Here is an 18,689-nt window from a genome sequence, read left to right as displayed (position 1 = left end):
GCCAAATCTTTTGAAGGTAACCGCACAAGACTTCCGGCGGGTGTGTAAAGCGGCTTACCATTCACAATGCAGTCAAATCTTTCGTCCGCCTCTTTTAACATCACCGCGCACCCTCCTCAAAAAGCGCATCAATATCTCCCTCCCCTTCGCGAATTTCAAAACCCAACATCTCCCAACTTGTTGTCATGTGGGGCGGCAAGGGTGCTACAATCTCAAGTCTACCCCCGTCAAGTTGCGGTACAGATAAAGCGCGCGCATGGAGATGCATAACATCAGGAAGCCCTCCTAAGGACTCAGAGGGATTGCCATATTTTCTGTCACCGGCGATGGGCATGCCCAGAGAGGCCGCATGAACACGAATCTGGTGGGTACGGCCCGTAACCGGTTGAAAAGCAACCCATGCAAACCGGCGGCCTGCTGTTGCCAACGTCACATAACGGGTTACGGCCTTTTTTGCTCCTTTATTATGGCAAGGTTCCGGATAGATCATTTCATACCCCTGAGAATCAGGGGAGCCTTGAGAACGTTTCATCAAGGCCTGATCAATTACACCACGCTCAGGGTGAGGCAGAGAGAGTGTTAGACCCCAATACAGCTTTTTCACCTGACCGGCTTTCAATACGCGTCCCAGATGAGTGGCCGCCGGCAAGGTACGTGCCAGCAATAACACACCCGATGTATCCTTATCTAACCGGTGCACAAGGCGCGGGCGTTCAGGTTTGTCAAAACACAAACCATCAAGAAGACCGTCCAGATGACGCGTAAGACCACTACCCCCCTGCACCGCTAAACCACACGGTTTATTTAGAGCGATAATGTTGTCATCTTGATATAAAACCAGACTTCGAACAAAATCTTTGTTGGCCTCGCTAAGGGGTGCACCCTGCCTTGCACCAGTATTTGTATCTGTATTCTCAAGAGGTGGGATACGAATTACCTGCCCCTCCTCAAGACGCGCATTGGCCCGCACCCGTGCACCATCAAGACGTACCTGCCCCCGGCGCAGGAGTTTCTCCACCGCCCCATGGGGCAGGGCCGGATAATGACGGCGAAACCAGCGATCCAGCCTTTGGCCCGCCTCCTCCAATAACACCGTATGATGTGCTACCCCCGTCACGAGAGCAACGCCCGTACCATCACTATTCCCAGAAAAAAAGCAACAATACCCCCTACCACCGAAATACCCGCATAGCCCGTCGCTAGCATAATCTGCTTGCGCTCTATCATCAGCCCCATCTCCAATGCGAAAGCAGAAAATGTCGTAAAGCCACCCAGAACACCTGTCACAATGAAAGCCCGCACTTCTGGCCCCACCGAATAGCGCACCGCCAACACTTCTGTGATAAATCCGATCACAAATGCCCCCACAAGATTGACCACCAACGTCCCCAAAGGCAGTCCAGACCCCCAAAAACGCACCGCCATCACACCCACACCATAACGCCCCAGCGCCCCCAAGGCGCCACCCGCCGCAACCGCCAACAATAATTTCATGATGCGCTCTCTTTTTTATTCTTCTCTCTAAGAGAGTTCCACCGGTTTAACCGGTGGGTAATTTTTTTTTCAAAACCGTGTGCTCCTGGTTGGTAAAAAGTCTGACGCTCTATAGCATCAGGAAAATATGACTGGCCGGAAAAACCCTCCGCCGTGTTGTGATCATAGACATAGCCTTCACCATAACCTAAATCCTTCATCAACCGGGTAGGGGCATTCAAAATGTGTGCCGGAGGTGGTAAAGATCCTGTCTCCCGCACATGAGCCGTACTCGCCTTAAAAGCCATATAAGCAGCATTAGATTTAGGTGCTGTCGCCAGATAAATAACCGCCTGCGCCAAAGCCAACTCACCTTCAGGAGAGCCAATAAACTCATAAGCCTCCCTCGCAGCCAGTGCCTGAGTTAGGGCTTGAGGATCTGCAAGTCCGATATCTTCCACTGCCATACGCACAAGACGCCGCACAATATAAAGAGGATCCTCACCACCCGCTAACATACGCGCTAACCAATAAAGAGAAGCATCCGTATCTGAACCCCTAACCGACTTATGTAAAGCACTGATAAGATTGTAATGCTCTTCACGTCCCTTGTCATAAAGGGGTGCCCGGCGCTGCACAATCTCTATCAACGCCTTACCATCCAAAGCATCCACAGCGCCCAAAGCAAAAACCTCCTCCGCCATATTCAAGACTGCCCGCCCATCACCATCTGCCATAGCACGCAGAGCCTCTCGTGCATGCTTATCAAGAGGCAAGGGGCGCACCTCACGAGTCTCCGCCCGCTGTAAAAGCGCTTCAAGGGCCTCATCATCAAGACGATGCACCACTAAAACCTGCGCCCGCGAGAGCAACGCTGCATTCAGTTCAAACGAAGGGTTTTCTGTCGTAGCCCCCACCAAAACAATGGTGCCGTCCTCCATAACAGGCAAGAAACTATCTTGCTGAGCACGATTAAAACGATGTATTTCATCAACAAATAATAACGTTCCCCCCTGCCCGTCTTCACGACGCCGGCGCGCGGCCTCAAACACCCGCCTCAAATCAGCAACACCGGAAAAAATGGCAGATATTTGTTCAAAGTATAGATTACCCTCCGCTGCCAATAAACGAGCAATCGTCGTTTTGCCAGTGCCCGGCGGCCCCCAGAAAACAAGTGAAGCCAAACGTCCCTGCGCCAACATACGCCCCAACGGACCGTTAGCGCCGATAAGATGCGATTGTCCTACCACCTCTTTAAGACGCACCGGACGCAGCCGATCCGCAAGGGGGCGGGCAACCTCTTTGTCCATACCAGCAGCCTTAAATAAGGTATCCATCAACAAAGTTTAGCACAATTTTTGACTCTTAGAGCACCAATGCTTCAACCCCGTATCACTGTTGTGATGGTGCGTCCACCCCGACGCAAACTCAAACGCCAACCTTCCTGAGGGAGAGCAGCCAACGTCTCTTCCAAGCGTGCCACACTGTCAATATCAACATCCCCCAACCGGACGATAATATCACCAATCTGAAAACCAAACCGCCCCGCCGCAGAGCCACGCTCTATATATGTCACTACAACCCCTCGCACAAAAACATCAAGGCCAAGTTCCTCTGCCAGCGCCGGCGATAAATTGCCAACCGTAGCTCCCGAAAGAGGTGTTCTACCTCCAAGCACCACAAGATTACGTAATGGCTGCTCAGGTGTTATCTCCAAAGGAAAATTAACAGAACGTGCCTCACCACCCCGAATAATATCAACTTCAATCGGTGCACCCGGCTCAAGAGTAGCAATATGAAAGCGCAAAATATCAGGATTCAAAATATCCTGATCCCCAATGCCTACAATCACATCCCCTTCCCTCAAGCCCGCGCGGTCAGCAGGGCCACCCTTATAAATCTCGGTCACCAAAGCACCAGCCTCCTGCTTCAACGCCAAAGTATCTGCAAGGTCGCGTGTGATGCTTTGCAAACGAGCACCAATCCACGGACGTGCCAGACGATTCCCCTCCAAAGCAGTATGGACAATCCGCTGCACCATAACAACCGGAATGGCAAAGCCAATACCATCAGACCCGCCAGAACGCGAATATATCGCCGTGTTAATGCCAACCAACTCCCCTCTTATATTGACCAGCGCACCCCCTGAGTTGCCGGGATTAATGGCGGCGTCCGTCTGAATAAAAGAGCGAAAATCAGCTACCCCAACATGAGTCCGCGACAAACCCGATATAATACCACTGGTAACTGTTTGCCCTACCCCAAAGGGATTGCCAATGGCTAACACCAAATCTCCAACCTCTAACTTATTAGCATCCCCCAACGATAAAGCAGGTAAAGCCTCTCCATCCGGGTCAATTTTCAAGACCGCTAAATCACTGCGCTCATCTGCCAATACAAGAGTGGCATCAAAACTGCGGCGATCTGCTAACACCACCACGAAAGATTCCCCCCCCTCCACAACATGATTATTAGTAACAATAACCCCATCCGAATTAACAATAACTCCCGACCCCAGAGAGTTCTCAACCCGCTCACGGGGAGCATCCCACAATAATTGGTTACCAAAAAACTGCCTAAAAAACGGATTGCTAAACGGAGAAAGTCCTTCTTGTCTACGCACAATCCGCCGAGCATATATATTCACTACCGCCGGAGCCGCGCGACGCGCGACAGGCGCAAAGGAGAGTTGAATCTCACCTAAAGACTGAGGAATCTGTACAATATCCTGATCTTGCGCCTGCGCGACGTTACTCCCGATGCCAACTCCAACACTAAAGAGCAACACCCCACACAAGGCCACAAAATAGTTACGATAAAAAATCAGCCCATGCCTCCCTGCTCAAGGGTCATCAGGTTATTCCCTGCCTGAGTTTACCCCTAAATCCCCACCCATCAGGAATTAGTGCTGTCCGCCTCTACGCCCTCATCCTCCTCAGAAGAAAACCCGGCACCACGCGCCTCAGGGTCACGGTCAACAAACTCAATGACTGCCATAGGTGCTGAATCTCCATAGCGGAATCCAGCCTTGAGAACACGCGTATAACCACCGCTACGGTCTGCATAACGGGGGCCTAGCACGTCAAACAATTTACCGACCTCCTGATTCTGCGACAAAGCCGATAACACCTGCCTGCGAGCATGCAAGCCACCCCGCTTACCAAGAGTTATAAGTTTTTCCACATAAGGACGCAAAGTCTTCGCCTTGGGCAGAGTTGTTATAATCTGCTCATGACGAATAAGAGCCACCGCCATATTGGCTAACATGGCCTTACGGTGACTGGAGGTTCTGTTTAGCTTTCGCCCTGCATGCCGGTGACGCATCTTAGTACTGCTCTTCTATCCGCTTGGCCAAATCTTCAATGTTTTCCGGCGGCCAATCCGGTGCGGGCATTCCCAAGGATAAATCCATACCCTTCAAGACTTCCTTAATCTCGTTCAGGGATTTGCGCCCAAAGTTTGGCGTACGAAGCATTTCTGACTCTGTTTTCTGAATCAAATCACCAATATAAACAATATTATCATTCTTAAGACAATTAGCTGAGCGAACCGAGAGTTCCAACTCTTCCACTTTCTTCAACAACATGGCATTAAAAGATAGTTCGACAGGTTGCTCTGCTACGACTTCTTGCTCCGGTTCTTCAAAATTAACAAAAATCTTCAACTGATCCTGAAGAACGCGCGCTGCATAAGCCACAGCACTTTCCGGTGACAAAGCCCCGTTGGTTTCGATGTCGCTGATCAGTTTGTCATAATCCAAAATCTGTCCCTCACGAGTGTTCTCCACCTTATAAGAGACCTTTCGCACCGGACTATAGAGACTATCTACCGGAATAACACCAATCGGTGCATTTTCAGGCTTGTTACGCTCTGATGGCACATAACCCCTACCCGTATTGACCGTAAACTCAATCCTAATCTCGCCACCCTCATCAAGGGTGCACAAAACTAAATCCTTATTCAAAACCTCAACGCTAGAGGTTTCCGTAATATCCCACGCCTTCACTGCACCGGGAGCACTCTTCTCCAGAACCAGCCGCTTTGGACCCTCACCGTGAACACGCAAAGCTAAGGATTTGATATTCATAATAATATCGGTCACATCCTCACGTACGCCAGGAATAGACGAAAATTCGTGCAATACGCCATCTATTTTCACAGCAGTTACAGCCGCGCCCTGCAGCGACGATAACAAAATCCGGCGCAATGCATTTCCAATGGTCAAGCCAAAACCACGCTCCAAAGGCTCAGCCACAATAGTAGCCTGCCGCCCCTGATCACGCCCGGGAATAATTTCCAACTTAGCTGGTTTGATTAGTTCTTGCCAGTTTTTCTCTATCACTTGCTTACCTCACCCTGTGGCGCTAAAGGGAACAATCATCCCGCAAAAGCACAAATTTGTTTATAGTTAGCCGCACACAAAACCCAATTCGTATACGCATTCCAGTTATATGCGCTCCTCAGACTCGCCGCCTCTTGGGCGGACGACATCCATTATGAGGAATGGGCGTTACATCCCGAATGGTTGTTATGTTAAACCCTGATGCCTGCAAGGCACGCAAAGCAGATTCACGACCTGATCCAGGTCCACGAACCTCAACTTCAAGTGTTTTCATTCCATATTCCATTGCCTTTTTTCCTGCATCCTCCGCCGCTACCTGCGCTGCATAGGGCGTGGATTTGCGCGATCCCTTAAACCCCATGGTCCCAGCAGACGACCAAGAAATTGCATTACCCTGAGCATCGGTAATCGTAATCATGGTGTTGTTGAATGTCGCATTAACATGAGCGACACCAGTGCTAATGTTTTTGCGCTCTTTGCGCCGCTGTCGTGTTTTATCTTTAACCATTCTTTAATCTCTTAAAGGCTTATCTTCCAAAATAAGCACAATCAATCCAACCCTCTTGCTCTTTTTTCTCATGTGTACTACCGAGCTATGCCTTCTTACCCGCAATTGATTTAGCCGGTCCTTTACGACTACGGGCATTAGTGTGTGTTCTTTGCCCACGAACCGGAAGTCCCCGACGATGCCTAAGGCCACGATAAGATTTCAAATCCATCAACCTCTTAATGTTCATAGACACATCCCGCCGCAGATCACCTTCAACCATATAATCCTGATCAATTACCTCGCGTATCCGAATGACCTCAGCGTCCGTTAAATCATTAACGCGCCGCTCGGCCGGAATGTTCACCTTTTCACAAATCTCACGAGATTTCGTCGGGCCAATACCATGAATATAGGTAAGAGCAACCTCAACCCGTTTTCTCGTCGGGACATTAATGCCAGCAATACGCGCCACAAACGCCTCCTATTCAATACTACGCCCGAATGAGCACTCGCCGACCAACACACAAAATAGCCAAAACCCCGACGCGACCAACCACCGCCTCGCAGATTTGGCTACCAATTCGGGCAAAAGGCCCAAACACCCCCTATTATAACAAAAAAACACCAACCGTCAACCACCAAGACAACCCCTGCTACTGCCCTCAAGAGCCTAAAACCGCCTCAATCTGACGATTTACCTCGTCAATACCAGCCATGCCATCCACAGACCGCAATAAACCACGCGTCTCATAATAACCCGACAACGGTAAAGTCTGCTCCCTGTAAACCGCAAGCCGATTGCGCAAAATCTCAACACTATCATCCACCCGCACATCACCCTGAGTCTCCGCTGTACGACCGGCAATACGATTAGACAGTTCCTCCTCATTAACATTCAACTCAATCACCGCATCCAGAGTCATGTCCTTCTGCATCAACATCTCGTCTAACATTTCAGCCTGGGATAAAGTGCGAGGGAATCCATCCAATACAAATCCACGCGCACAATCCGGCGTGGCAACCCGTGTACCAATAATATTGGTAACCAAGTCATCCGGCACCAGATCACCTCGCGCCATGATGTCTTTAACCCTACATCCCAAGTCACTCTCTGAGTCTACCTCTTCGCGCAATATGTCACCGGTAGAAAGATGAGCTAACCCATGAGCTACACTTATCTTCATCGCTTGCGTCCCCTTTCCTGCCCCCGGAGGCCCCAGAAATACAATCCTCATCGGCGCATCCCCCGCAATCGCGATTTTTTGATTAACCCCTCATATTGATGCGTCAAAAGATGGTTTTGTATTTGATTAACCGTATCCATCGTCACGCTAACGATAATCAATAACGATGTACCCCCAAAATAGAAAGGCACGTTATACTGCACCCGCAAAAATTCCGGTAGCAAGCAAACAAGGGTCAAATAAAGCGCCCCCACCACGGTTAGGCGTGTAAGAACATAATCAAGATATTCCGCCGTGCGTTGCCCCGGGCGAATACCTAGTACAAAACCGCCGTATTTTTTCAAATTGTCCGCTGTATCCTCGGGGTTGAAAACAATAGACGTATAGAAGAAGCAGAAAAAGATAATTCCGCCAGCATAAAGCAGCATAAACAAAGGCTGCCCCTGCCCCAACAGAGCCGTTACATCGGTCAGCCATTGAGGACCGCTTCCGGCACTAAAATTGGCAATTGTTATTGGCATCAACAGCAAGGATGACGCAAAAATTGGTGGAATAACTCCCGCTGTATTTAACTTCAACGGCAAATGAGATGAATCACCCCCAAACATGGCATTGCCCATCTGCCGTTTGGGGTATTGTATCATAATGCGGCGCTGAGCGCGCTCTATAAATACGATGAAAGCAATAACGGCAATCACCATAACAATCATGCCCAAGATAGTAACAATGGAAAGTGCTCCCTGACGACCCAACTCCAATGTTGCAACCAGAGCGCTTGGCAATTCGGCTACGATACCGGCAAAGATAATCAAAGAAATACCATTACCAACACCCCGCGCCGTGATTTGTTCACCTAGCCACATCAGGAAAATCGTCCCACTCACCAGCGTTATAACCGTTACTACACGGAAAAACAGGCCCGGATCTGTTACCACATTGCCAGTAGCTTCGAGGCCTACCGCAATGCCATACCCCTGTAAGGCGGCAAGTATCACCGTACCATAACGGGTATATTGGTTGATTTGTTTGCGCCCCTGCTCTCCCTCTTTTTTCAGCTGGTTAAGGTGGGGTGATACCGCCGTCATCAACTGAATAATAATAGAAGACGTAATATAAGGTAGAATATTCAGAGCAAAAATAGCCATGCGCCCAACAGCGCCACCAGAAAACAAATCAAACATACCAATAATGCCGCTTTGATTTTGCTCAAACAGTTGCTGAAGCGCTACCGGATCAATCCCCGGCACAGGCACATAAGTACCTAACCGATAGACCAGCAAAATACCCAAGGTAAACCAGATACGCTTTTTGAGTTCATCAGCTTTGGCAAAAGCTGACAGATTCAGATTTGCCGCTAATTGTTCAGCCGCAGAAGGCATATTACTTGTCCGACTTTCCAGCTTCAGTCGTCTCAACCGTATTGGTCGTCAAGTCCACAAGAGTCACCGAACCACCCGCCTTCTCTACAACTGCCCGGGCGCCCGCCGAAATGCCTTCCACTTTAAGCTGCAAGGCTTGATTAAGATTCCCACCGTTAACAATGCGGACACCATCCCGAAAACGCTTGATAACACCCGCAATCTTAAGTGTTTCCGTCGTAATAACAGCATCTGATGACAATTTTCCGCTCTCAATGGCCCGAACAAGTCTGCCCAATGTAATCACATTAAACGTCTTGGAGAATTTGTTATTAAAACCACGTTTGGGCAAACGCATGTGCAAGGGTGTCTGTCCACCCTCAAAGCCACGCAAAGAAACACCAGAGCGTGACCTTTGCCCTTTATGGCCACGTCCAGCCGTCTTTCCCTTACCGGAACCTGATCCACGCCCCGCCCGCGTCCGGCTTTTACGAGAGCCGGCATTATCAGAAATATGATTTAATTTCATCTTTCCTAAATCTTTCCTAAAACAAGTCGCCTTACCTGCTACCAGCCCCATCGTCTATCAGTTCAACTAAATGGGCAACTTTTGCAATCATGCCCCGTACAGATGGTGTATCTTCCAACGTACACGTCCGGCTCATTTTGTTAAGACCAAGGCCTATTAGTGTCGCACGCTGATCTGCCGGATGCCTAATAGGACTCCCAACCTGCTTTACCGTTATTTTGCTTTTCTTAACCACAATTAAATATCTTCTCTATTCTTCTTCTGATTTCTGCTCTGCGCTTTGAGTGCGGCCTACAATAACTTCACTAACCTTCTTGCCACGTCGAGCCGCAACCATGCGAGGACTATATTCTTTCTTCAAAGCTTCAATGGTCGCCCGCACCATATTATAAGGATTAGCACTCCCTATTGATTTAGCCACTACGTCCTGCACCCCCAGTGTCTCAAACACGGCCCGCATCGGGCCGCCAGCAATAATGCCCGTTCCTGCTGGAGCAGACCGCAAAACAACACGACCCGCACCCCATTTGCCGCTCGTATCATGGTGAAGCGTTCGTCCCTCCCGCAAAGCCACCCGGATCATATTGCGCTTCGCAGCCTCTGTAGCCTTACGCACCGCCTCAGGTACTTCACGAGCCTTGCCATGGCCAAAACCAACCCGGCCCTTTTGATCACCCGCTACCACAAGAGCCGCAAACCCAAACCGCCGACCACCTTTGACCACCTTGGCAACACGGTTGATATGAACCAAATTATCAACGATTTCCTTTTCGCTATCATTACCGCGATTTTGTTCGCTTATCCGCATACTATACCTACTGCCCTCATCATTGTGTTTCGTGTGATATTATCCCGCTGAATAGATTCTTCTGTCTTAAAAATTAAGACCCGATTTTCGTGCCGCCTCTGCCAGTGCTTTAACACGACCGTGATAGAGATAGCCGCCTCTGTCAAAGATAACCGACTCAATACCTGCCTCACGAGCACGCTGCGCAATGAGAGCACCCACCTCACCTGCTACGGCTTTATCTGACCCAGCCCGACCCGCAAACGCCTCATCTCGTGATGAGGCTGCCGCTAGCGTACACCCTGCCCGATCATCAATAATTTGCGAATATATATGGCGCAAAGACCTATACACCGTTAACCGAGGGCGACTTCCTCCCCTTTGAGCAAGCTTAGTACGCACCCGCGTCTGTCGACGCTGATGTAGTTGACTCTTTCTATCTTTGACAATTTTACTCCGTGCACTCATCTTACTTCACTACTTCTTTTTGCCTTCCTTACGGAAGATATACTCATCAACATACCGTAAACCTTTGCCTTTGTAGGGCTCCGGACGCCGATAGGCTCTGATCTCTGTTGCCACCTGACCAACCTTTTGCTTATCAGGACCACTAATGACTATTGCAGTAGGGTGTGGGCAGTTAATCTTGATGTCGTCCGGCACAGGATAGCGAATTTCGTGGCTTAAACCTAGATTCAACACCAAAGTACTACCCTGAACCTGAGCACGATACCCAACGCCGTTGACCTCCAACGTACGAGAAAATCCTTCACAAACACCAATCAACATATTTTGTGCCAAAGTGCGGTTCATGCCCCACATGGCCCGCGCCCGCCGCGTTTCACCAATAGGTGCAAAAGATAACTGGCCTTCTTCCTGCGTCACAGACACTTCATCTGCCAACATCATAGACAATTCTCCCTTGGGCCCTTTAGCTTGCATCTGACGCCCCTTAACAGTTACGTTAACTCCATTGGGAATGGGAACAGATTTTTTTCCAATACGCGACATAATACTTACCCTAAAACGCAACTAACTCTAAAATACCTGACACAAAACTTCACCGCCCACACTATTGCGACGAGCATTATTATCAGACATCACACCTTTTGGTGTAGATAAAATAGAAATACCAAGCCCATTATGCACCACAGGCATATCCTGAACAGAAGAATAGACCCGTCGCCCAGGTTTAGAAATACGTTTAATCTCTTTGATAGCAGGCAGGTCTTCATAATATTTAAGTTCAATCACAAATATATCCACCCCTCCCTCATGGCCACCATCTCTGTAGCCACGAATGTATCCCTCCTCACGCAAGACATCCAGAACATGGCCACGTAACTTAGATGCCGGCGTTATCACCGACGATTTACCCCGCATCAAAGAATTGCGAATACGGGTAATCATATCACCTAAGGGATCAGACATAGTCATGGCAGTTCTCCCTTACCAACTAGACTTCGTCATGCCCGGAATCTCACCGTGCAAAGCCATAGAGCGCAACATGATACGGGACATACCTAATTTACGATAATACCCCCTAGAGCGCCCTGTAAGAACACACCGGTTACGCGCCCGACACGGCGCGCTGTTGCGTGGCAAGGCCGCAAGTTTAAGCCGAGCGGCAAACTGCTCCTCAGTCGGGAGGTTTTTGTCGGTAGCAATAGCTTTCAAACGCGCCCGTCGTCCAGCAAAACGTACTGCCAAACGCCGTCTTTTATGGTCCCGCTCAATCAAACTTTTCTTCGACATGCTCCGCTCTCCACGCTCTCTATCTACTGACCTTATTTATTAGATATTTACTAGACTTGACCGCCGAAGGGAAAATTAAACTTTTCCAACAAAAACCGCGCTTCTTCATCTATCGATGCCGTTGTGCTGACAACAATATCCATACCCCGAATGGTATCCACTTTGTCATAGTCAATCTCGGGGAATACAATGTGTTCTTTAAGACCCATAGCGAAATTGCCATAACCATCAAAACTGCGTGCGTTAAGCCCACGAAAATCCCGTACTCTAGGCAAAGCAATAGTCACAAGACGATCTACAAACTCATACATTCTGTTGCGCCGCAACGTAACTTTAACACCGATTGGCATGCCTGCCCGCAACTTAAACGCCGCCTCGGATTTCTTCGCCACGGTAAACACCGGACGCTGACCAGCAATAGCCTCTAAATCCGCAAACGCTGATTGAACCTTCTTAGAGTCCTGAGTTGCCTCACCAACCCCCATATTAATAACCACCTTATCCAAACGTGGAATAGATAAATCATTACCATAGCCAAACTGCTCACGCATCTGAGTTCGGACACTATCCAGATAAAGCATCTTGAGACGCGGGACGTAAGATGCCTCAGTCATCAATGTTTACCCCTGATGCTCTAGCAAAACGCACCTTGCGGCCATCATCCAAAAACCGATAACCTACCCGTGTTGGCTTGCCAGTTTCGGGATCTTCGTGACCCAAATTCGACAGATGAATCTTGGCTTCACGCACCTGAATATCCCCCGAAGGGTTAACCTGTGAGGGACGCTCATGACGCTTAACCATGTTAATGCCCTGCACCAATGCTCGACCCTCCTGCGGAAAGACACCAATGACCTCCCCCTTACGGCCCTTATCCCGCCCGGACAGAACGACCACCCTATCGCCCTTTTTGATTTTCACCCGCATTGACATTATAAAACCTCCGGTGCCAAAGAGACAATTTTCATTTGCTGACGAGCACGTAACTCACGAGTCACCGGGCCAAAAATACGCGTACCCACCGGCTCTCCCTGATTGTTCACCAAGACAGCCGCATTGCGATCAAACCGGATAATGCTACCATCCGGGCGACGAACACCCTTAGCAGTTCTTACAACAACCGCCTTCATAACATCGCCGGCCTTAACACGACCACGGGGAATAGCTTCCTTGACGCTCACCACAATGACATCACCTACTGACGCGTACTTCCGCTTTGAGCCGCCCAGTACCTTTATGCATTGCACCCGCCGTGCACCGGAATTGTCGGCTACGTCCAGATTTGTTTGCATCTGAATCATCGTACTCTATCCCCACCAAGCCAGTTACCCGGACTCCTCAACAATTACTTCCCACGCCTTCAATTTAGAAATTGGCGCACTCTCTCTGATTTGCACACTGTCGCCAACCTTAAACGCATTCTTCTCATCATGAGCATGATACCGCTTAGTCCGACGAACAGTCTTCTTCATAACCGGATCCGTAAAGCGACGCTCTACATTAACTACCACGGTCTTGTCACTTTTGTCGCTCACAACAACGCCCCTTAATATACGTCTGGGCATTAATCCGCTCCTTATTCCTATTCCTGAACCGCACCACCAAAACGGCGACGCTCATAACCAATCGTTTCAATACGCGCAATGTCACGCTTTATGATGCGCATACGGGCCGTATTCTGAATTTGTCCCGTAGTCGCCTGAAATCGCAAATTGAAGTGCTCCTTCTTCAGTTTCAGCAACTCATCCATCTGCTGATCAGGCGTCATATCTCTTATATCGCGCGCTTTCATCCGCTTACATCCCTACGCTTTACGCTCTTGACGCCTGCTCACCAGCCCGCTGAACCATCCGACAAGAAACCGGTAGTTTAGCCGCTCCCAGCCTCAATGCCTCACGAGCAATAGGAGTCGACACCCCATCAATCTCAAACATAATACGACCAGGCTTAACCCGTGCCACCCAATATTCCGGTGACCCCTTACCCTTACCCATACGCACCTCAGTAGGCTTCTTAGAAACCGGCACATCAGGGAAAATCCGTATCCACACCCGGCCCGCACGCTTCATATGACGCGTAATAGCCCGCCGTGCGGCCTCTATCTGACGCGACGTAATCCGTGCCGGACCAACAGCCCGCAATCCGTAAGCGCCGAAGTTTAACTCAACGCCTCCCTTGGCTTGGCCGTGGATTCGCCCCTTGTGAGCTTTGCGGAACTTTGTACGTTTGGGCTGTAGCATAATCTGCGCTCTTAGAATCTACTCTGGGGCCTAATCAACAGACGACGTTTCAAGAGGTGGTAAACTCACCCCTGTCGAACGCATCGCCCCACCACCTTCTTGCACTTGACGGGCCAACCTCTCCTGAGCCATGGGATCGTGCTCCATAATCTCACTCTTGAAGACCCACACCTTAATACCACACACGCCATAGGCCGTATGAGCCTCTGCCGTTGCATAATCAACATCCGCCCGCAACGTATGCAAAGGAACACGTCCCTCACGATACCATTCCGTACGGGCTATCTCAGCACCCCCCAAGCGACCCGCACAGTTAATGCGAATACCCAAAGCACCAAGACGCATAGCAGACTGAACTGAACGTTTCATAGCTCGCCGAAACGCTACCCTGCGCTCTAACTGTTGGGCAAGGTTTTCCGCAATAAGAGCCGCATCTATTTCAGGCTTGCGCACCTCAAAGATATTCACATGAACTTCAGAATCCGTAATTTTGGCAATACCCTTACGCAACCGCTCAATATCAGCGCCCTTCTTGCCAATCACGACGCCTGGGCGGGCGGTGTGAATAGTTACAAGACACTTGCTATGAGGACGCTCTATAATAATCCGCGAAACACCCGCCTGTTTAAGATGCCTGTTCAGATAATGACGAATACGCACATCCTCATATAGCAAACCCTTGTACTGCTTGCCTCCGGCAAACCACCGAGAGTCCCACGTGCGATTGACACCAAGACGCATCCCTATTGGATTAACTTTTTGCCCCATTACGCCACTCCTTTTGTCTCGTGGGTGTCTCTTGCCTCGCGTACAATGACCGTTAGCTGACTAAAAGGCTTCAATATCCGCGCCGCACGCCCACGCGCCCGCGCCCGCCAACGCTTCATAACCAAATTTTTCCCGACAAAAGCCTCCGCTACCATAAGGGCATCAATATCCAGCTCATTATTATTCTCTGCATTCGCTATAGCACTTTGTAAAATTTTTCTTACATCACGCGCAATTCTCTTTCTCGAAAACTCCAAATCAGCTAACGCCACCTCAACCGGTTTACCCCGAATAAGCTGAGCTACTAGATTAAGCTTCTGCGGGCTGACCCGCATCATCCGGCCTACAGCACGTGCCTCATTGTCTGCCAAGACTCTCTCACGTGATGGTTTGCCCATAGCTATTTCTTCCCTTTCTTGTCGGCAGCATGACCGTAATAAGTGCGGGTCGGAGAAAACTCTCCAAATTTGTGACCAATCATATCTTCCGTCACCAACACTGGCATGTGCTTACGGCCATTGTGCACCCCAAACGTAAGCCCCACAAACTGTGGTAAAATTGTTGAGCGACGACTCCATATCTTGATGATATCATTATTGCGACCCGAAGCCCGAGCAGCCTCAGCCTTCTTGAGCAAATAACCGTCAACAAACGGACCTTTCCAGACAGAACGCGCCATAGTTGAACTCTCCTATCCTCTGCGCTTCCGGCGCATGTGACGCGAACGTAGAATATACTTATCACTCGTCTTGTTAGACCGCGTACGCTTACCCTTAGTGGATTTACCCCAAGGCGTCACTGGATGCCGCCCACCAGAGGTGCGTCCCTCACCACCACCATGGGGATGGTCCACAGGGTTCATAGCAACCCCCCGCACAGAGGGCCGCTTGCCAAGCCAGCGATTACGCCCCGCCTTGCCGAGTTTTATATTGGCATGGTCAGGATTGGAAACCGCTCCGACAGAGGCCATGCAATCCGCATGGACCAACCGTTGTTCTCCTGATGACAAACGTATGATACCATACCCTTGGTCACGCCCCACAAGTTGTGCATAAGCGCCAGCAGAGCGCGCCAACTGCCCGCCTTTATCCGGCTTCATTTCCAGATTATGAATAATCGTGCCAATAGGAATACTCCTAAGAGGCATAGCATTACCTAGTTTGACATCTACTTTTTCGCCCGCGACAACTTCATCCCCCACCGCTAGACGTTGCGGCGCCAAAATGTAAGACAATTCACCATCCTGATATCGAACCAGCGCAATAAAGGCTGAACGGTTGGGGTCATACTCAATCCGCTCCACCAGCGCCGGAATATCAAACTTACGCCGCCGAAAATCAACACGACGATATGAACGCTTGTGGCGCCCCCCCTGACGACGTGCCGTCATGCGGCCATGATTGTTCCGCCCCCCCTTGCTAGGCAAACCTTCCGTAAGTTGCTTGACAGGCCCACCACACCACAACGCCGAGCGGTTCACCAGAACCAGACCACGCCGTCCCGGGCTTGTTGGTTTATATTGCTTCAGCGCCATATTCTACCTACTTCTTTTCCTCAAAACCTGCTCTTAAAGCCCCGTTGTGACATCAAGGGAATGGCCCTCTTGCAATGTCACAACCGCTTTTTTCTCACTAACTTGCCGCCCGATCACGCCGCGAAACCGCTTTACCTTTCCCTTACGCCGTATCATATTGACGGAGGCAACTTTAACATTGAACAATTTCTCAACCGCTTCACGCACCATGGGTTTTGTCGCATCAGGACGAACCCTGAAGACGATTTGATTATGCTCAGAAAGCAACGTCGCCTTCTCAGTAATCACCGGTCTTACAATTACATCATATAGGGCTGACTGCTTCATTTGAACCGCGCCTTCAGACCTTCAATCGCTGCTTTGGTCAAAACCAACGTATCTCGTCTGAGAATGTCATAAACATTAATGCCCTGAATAGGTAGCAAATCTACCGAAGCAAAATTACGAGTCGCCAAAGCAAACTTTTCATCAATCTCTGCACCATCAACCACAAGAGCATTCTTGATGCCCAGAGCCTCCAACTGGTGCCGCATGACAGATGCTTTACCCTCTTCAGAACGGGCTTGATCCAAAATTATCAGATCAGAGTTTCTAGCCTTGGTTGAAAGAGCATGCTTCAAAGCCAACGCTCGCACTTTTTTGGGCAGTTTAATAGTATGGTTTCGCACGACCGGACCATGGGCCTTACCACCACCTCTGAACTGAGGCGCTTTACGGTTACCGTGACGCGCACCACCTGATCCCTTTTGGCGTATCATCTTGCGAGAGGTGCCCGATATATCACTGCGCCCCTTAGCGCTACCCGTACCAGCCCGCCGACGCGCCAACTGCCAAACTACCATGCGCTGCAGTAAGTCCCGACGCGGCTCAAGACCAAACATGGCGTCATCCAACTCTATAGACCCCGCCTGGTCAGCCCCAAGGGTGATGACTTGGCTCTTCATCAGCCCACCTCCCCTTCTTTATTTGTGTTTGTCTTAGACGCATCTGCTTCAATATCATCTAGATGTGCTTCACTCTCTGGCTCGTCTTCCTGCATAATTGCCTCTAACGACCCATCTTCTTGACCACGCAAACCAGCAGGCAAAGGAGCCTGCTCCAGCAGTGAACGTTTAACCGCATCCCTCAACCGAACCCAACCACCTTTTGCGCCTGGCACGCCACCCTTAATCATAATTAAGCCCGCCTGTTCATCGGTCTTGACCACTTCCAAATTTTGCACCGTGACCTGACAAGCTCCCATGTGACCGGCCATTTTTTTACCCTTAAATACACGACCGGGATCCTGACACTGACCCGTAGATCCATGGCTACGATGGCTGATGGAAACCCCGTGAGAGGCGCGCAAACCGCCAAAATTATGTCTTTTCATGGCACCGGCAAATCCCTTACCGATGCTCACAGCTGTTGCATCCACACATTGACCTTCTACAAAATGCGCAGCGGTAATTTCTGCTCCCACATCAACCATATTGTCAGCGCTAACGCGAAATTCTGCCAGCGTCCGCCGAGGTTCCACCTGAGCGGCAGAAAAATGCCCACGACGCGCACGATTCATCGTTCTCACACTCATAACGCCCGCACCCAACTGAAGGGCCGTATAGCCGTTCTTTTCTTCCGTCCTTTGAGCTACCACATGACACCCCTCAAGACGAAGCACCGTCACCGGAATATGCCTGCCATCATCGGTAAATACACGGCTCATACCCAATTTTTGTGCGATCACACCACAACGCATAACACCACCCTACAGTTTAATCTCAACATCCACACCAGCCGCCAGATCAAGCTTCATCAACGCATCAACAGTTTGCGGCGTTGGGTCTACAATATCCAGTAGCCGTTTGTGGGTCCTAATTTCAAACTGCTCTCTACTCTTTTTATCAATATGAGGGGAACGCAAAACCGTAAACTTCTCGATCCGCGTCGGCAAAGGAATTGGCCCACGTATTTGCGCACCGGTACGCCGAGCCGTGTTGACAATCTCACGGATGGACGTATCCAAGATACGATGATCATAAGCCTTAAGGCGGATGCGTATGTTCTGACTTTGCATTACAGTACTCGTTTTTCCCGCTTTCTTTCAATCTACTCCAGGATTTTAGATACGATGCCCGCACCAACCGTCCGGCCACCCTCACGGATAGCAAAGCGCAACTTCTCCTCCATCGCTATCGGTGAGATCAACGTAACCTCCATCTTGCAATTATCTCCCGGCATAACCATCTC

32 protein-coding genes are annotated in these 18,689 nt (G+C 49.9%); all 32 read right to left on the bottom strand.

The window, feature by feature from the left end:
- Positions 1-100: 100 nt before the first annotated feature.
- Positions 101-1,117: an RluA family pseudouridine synthase gene (locus V6Z81_07985; protein ID MEG9862402.1), complete on the bottom strand. Its 1,017-nt coding sequence runs from the start codon at positions 1,115-1,117 to the stop codon at positions 101-103.
- Complete coding sequence (gene crcB / locus V6Z81_07980; protein MEG9862401.1) at positions 1,114-1,494, bottom strand: fluoride efflux transporter CrcB; 381 nt, start codon at positions 1,492-1,494, stop codon at positions 1,114-1,116. The genes V6Z81_07985 and crcB overlap by 4 nt, the downstream gene beginning before the upstream one ends.
- Positions 1,491-2,810: a replication-associated recombination protein A gene (locus V6Z81_07975; protein ID MEG9862400.1), complete on the bottom strand. Its 1,320-nt coding sequence runs from the start codon at positions 2,808-2,810 to the stop codon at positions 1,491-1,493. The genes crcB and V6Z81_07975 overlap by 4 nt, the downstream gene beginning before the upstream one ends.
- A 44-nt stretch (positions 2,811-2,854) precedes the next feature.
- A complete protein-coding gene (locus V6Z81_07970; GenBank protein ID MEG9862399.1) occupies positions 2,855-4,261 on the bottom strand; it encodes a Do family serine endopeptidase in 1,407 nt (468 codons plus the stop codon).
- 107 nt (positions 4,262-4,368) lie between these two features.
- Positions 4,369-4,797: a 50S ribosomal protein L17 gene (rplQ, locus tag V6Z81_07965; GenBank protein MEG9862398.1), complete on the bottom strand. Its 429-nt coding sequence runs from the start codon at positions 4,795-4,797 to the stop codon at positions 4,369-4,371.
- Between the two features lies 1 nt (position 4,798).
- Positions 4,799-5,815: a DNA-directed RNA polymerase subunit alpha gene (locus V6Z81_07960; protein MEG9862397.1), complete on the bottom strand. Its 1,017-nt coding sequence runs from the start codon at positions 5,813-5,815 to the stop codon at positions 4,799-4,801.
- A 118-nt stretch (positions 5,816-5,933) separates the two neighbouring features.
- The gene (gene rpsK, locus V6Z81_07955; GenBank protein ID MEG9862396.1) at positions 5,934-6,323 is read right to left on the bottom strand and encodes a 30S ribosomal protein S11; all 390 of its coding nucleotides are present in this window, start codon (positions 6,321-6,323) and stop codon (positions 5,934-5,936) included.
- 85 nt (positions 6,324-6,408) lie between these two features.
- On the bottom strand, positions 6,409-6,777 hold the full coding sequence (rpsM, locus tag V6Z81_07950) for a 30S ribosomal protein S13 (protein MEG9862395.1): 369 nt from the start codon (positions 6,775-6,777) through the stop codon (positions 6,409-6,411).
- Between the two features lie 190 nt (positions 6,778-6,967).
- Positions 6,968-7,540, bottom strand: coding sequence for an adenylate kinase (locus tag V6Z81_07945; GenBank protein ID MEG9862394.1), 573 nt, complete (start codon positions 7,538-7,540; stop codon positions 6,968-6,970).
- Complete coding sequence (gene secY / locus V6Z81_07940; GenBank protein MEG9862393.1) at positions 7,537-8,868, bottom strand: preprotein translocase subunit SecY; 1,332 nt, start codon at positions 8,866-8,868, stop codon at positions 7,537-7,539. Before secY ends, V6Z81_07945 begins: the two co-directional genes overlap by 4 nt.
- 1 nt (position 8,869) lies before the next feature.
- A complete protein-coding gene (gene rplO / locus V6Z81_07935; protein ID MEG9862392.1) occupies positions 8,870-9,376 on the bottom strand; it encodes a 50S ribosomal protein L15 in 507 nt (168 codons plus the stop codon).
- A gap of 31 nt (positions 9,377-9,407) precedes the next feature.
- Positions 9,408-9,593 (bottom strand): 50S ribosomal protein L30, encoded by a 186-nt coding sequence (rpmD, locus tag V6Z81_07930; protein ID MEG9862391.1) that lies wholly within the window; start codon positions 9,591-9,593, stop codon positions 9,408-9,410.
- A 33-nt stretch (positions 9,594-9,626) separates the two neighbouring features.
- A complete protein-coding gene (rpsE, locus tag V6Z81_07925; protein MEG9862390.1) occupies positions 9,627-10,184 on the bottom strand; it encodes a 30S ribosomal protein S5 in 558 nt (185 codons plus the stop codon).
- A 66-nt stretch (positions 10,185-10,250) separates the two neighbouring features.
- Positions 10,251-10,631 carry a 50S ribosomal protein L18 gene (gene rplR / locus V6Z81_07920; GenBank protein ID MEG9862389.1) on the bottom strand — a complete coding sequence of 127 codons (381 nt, stop codon included), beginning with the start codon at positions 10,629-10,631 and terminating at the stop codon, positions 10,251-10,253.
- A gap of 9 nt (positions 10,632-10,640) precedes the next feature.
- On the bottom strand, positions 10,641-11,174 hold the full coding sequence (gene rplF, locus V6Z81_07915; GenBank protein MEG9862388.1) for a 50S ribosomal protein L6: 534 nt from the start codon (positions 11,172-11,174) through the stop codon (positions 10,641-10,643).
- A 27-nt stretch (positions 11,175-11,201) separates the two neighbouring features.
- Positions 11,202-11,600, bottom strand: a complete 399-nt coding sequence (gene rpsH / locus V6Z81_07910; protein MEG9862387.1) for a 30S ribosomal protein S8 — start codon at positions 11,598-11,600, stop codon at positions 11,202-11,204.
- A gap of 12 nt (positions 11,601-11,612) precedes the next feature.
- Positions 11,613-11,918: a 30S ribosomal protein S14 gene (gene rpsN / locus V6Z81_07905; GenBank protein ID MEG9862386.1), complete on the bottom strand. Its 306-nt coding sequence runs from the start codon at positions 11,916-11,918 to the stop codon at positions 11,613-11,615.
- A gap of 50 nt (positions 11,919-11,968) precedes the next feature.
- Positions 11,969-12,532, bottom strand: a complete 564-nt coding sequence (gene rplE / locus V6Z81_07900) for a 50S ribosomal protein L5 (GenBank protein ID MEG9862385.1) — start codon at positions 12,530-12,532, stop codon at positions 11,969-11,971.
- The gene (gene rplX / locus V6Z81_07895) at positions 12,525-12,839 is read right to left on the bottom strand and encodes a 50S ribosomal protein L24 (GenBank protein MEG9862384.1); all 315 of its coding nucleotides are present in this window, start codon (positions 12,837-12,839) and stop codon (positions 12,525-12,527) included. The genes rplE and rplX overlap by 8 nt, the downstream gene beginning before the upstream one ends.
- 11 nt (positions 12,840-12,850) lie before the next feature.
- A complete protein-coding gene (gene rplN, locus V6Z81_07890; GenBank protein MEG9862383.1) occupies positions 12,851-13,219 on the bottom strand; it encodes a 50S ribosomal protein L14 in 369 nt (122 codons plus the stop codon).
- Positions 13,220-13,243: 24 nt separating this feature from the next.
- Complete coding sequence (rpsQ, locus tag V6Z81_07885; protein ID MEG9862382.1) at positions 13,244-13,483, bottom strand: 30S ribosomal protein S17; 240 nt, start codon at positions 13,481-13,483, stop codon at positions 13,244-13,246.
- A gap of 17 nt (positions 13,484-13,500) precedes the next feature.
- On the bottom strand, positions 13,501-13,710 hold the full coding sequence (gene rpmC / locus V6Z81_07880; protein ID MEG9862381.1) for a 50S ribosomal protein L29: 210 nt from the start codon (positions 13,708-13,710) through the stop codon (positions 13,501-13,503).
- 19 nt (positions 13,711-13,729) lie between these two features.
- Entirely contained in the window at positions 13,730-14,158 is a 429-nt protein-coding gene (gene rplP / locus V6Z81_07875; protein ID MEG9862380.1) for a 50S ribosomal protein L16, read from the bottom strand.
- 30 nt (positions 14,159-14,188) lie between these two features.
- The gene (gene rpsC / locus V6Z81_07870) at positions 14,189-14,926 is read right to left on the bottom strand and encodes a 30S ribosomal protein S3 (protein MEG9862379.1); all 738 of its coding nucleotides are present in this window, start codon (positions 14,924-14,926) and stop codon (positions 14,189-14,191) included.
- Positions 14,926-15,324 carry a 50S ribosomal protein L22 gene (gene rplV, locus V6Z81_07865; protein MEG9862378.1) on the bottom strand — a complete coding sequence of 133 codons (399 nt, stop codon included), beginning with the start codon at positions 15,322-15,324 and terminating at the stop codon, positions 14,926-14,928. Before rplV ends, rpsC begins: the two co-directional genes overlap by 1 nt.
- A 2-nt stretch (positions 15,325-15,326) precedes the next feature.
- Complete coding sequence (rpsS, locus tag V6Z81_07860) at positions 15,327-15,605, bottom strand: 30S ribosomal protein S19 (GenBank protein MEG9862377.1); 279 nt, start codon at positions 15,603-15,605, stop codon at positions 15,327-15,329.
- 12 nt (positions 15,606-15,617) lie between these two features.
- Positions 15,618-16,460 carry a 50S ribosomal protein L2 gene (gene rplB / locus V6Z81_07855; GenBank protein ID MEG9862376.1) on the bottom strand — a complete coding sequence of 281 codons (843 nt, stop codon included), beginning with the start codon at positions 16,458-16,460 and terminating at the stop codon, positions 15,618-15,620.
- A 33-nt stretch (positions 16,461-16,493) separates the two neighbouring features.
- The gene (locus V6Z81_07850; protein ID MEG9862375.1) at positions 16,494-16,787 is read right to left on the bottom strand and encodes a 50S ribosomal protein L23; all 294 of its coding nucleotides are present in this window, start codon (positions 16,785-16,787) and stop codon (positions 16,494-16,496) included.
- The gene (gene rplD / locus V6Z81_07845) at positions 16,784-17,404 is read right to left on the bottom strand and encodes a 50S ribosomal protein L4 (GenBank protein MEG9862374.1); all 621 of its coding nucleotides are present in this window, start codon (positions 17,402-17,404) and stop codon (positions 16,784-16,786) included. The genes V6Z81_07850 and rplD overlap by 4 nt, the downstream gene beginning before the upstream one ends.
- Positions 17,404-18,198: a 50S ribosomal protein L3 gene (gene rplC, locus V6Z81_07840; protein ID MEG9862373.1), complete on the bottom strand. Its 795-nt coding sequence runs from the start codon at positions 18,196-18,198 to the stop codon at positions 17,404-17,406. Before rplC ends, rplD begins: the two co-directional genes overlap by 1 nt.
- 9 nt (positions 18,199-18,207) lie before the next feature.
- The gene (rpsJ, locus tag V6Z81_07835) at positions 18,208-18,516 is read right to left on the bottom strand and encodes a 30S ribosomal protein S10 (GenBank protein ID MEG9862372.1); all 309 of its coding nucleotides are present in this window, start codon (positions 18,514-18,516) and stop codon (positions 18,208-18,210) included.
- 32 nt (positions 18,517-18,548) lie between these two features.
- Positions 18,549-18,689, bottom strand: a 141-nt coding sequence (gene tuf / locus V6Z81_07830) for an elongation factor Tu (protein MEG9862371.1), incomplete at its 5' end; no start/stop codon positions are given.

Source organism: Parvularculales bacterium (assembly GCA_036881865.1).
In the GTDB taxonomy this organism is placed as follows: domain Bacteria; phylum Pseudomonadota; class Alphaproteobacteria; order JAPOUT01; family JBAJNM01; genus JBAJNM01.
The sequence above is the reverse complement of the archived record's forward strand: the minus strand, read 5'-3'. Positions and strand labels throughout refer to the sequence as shown.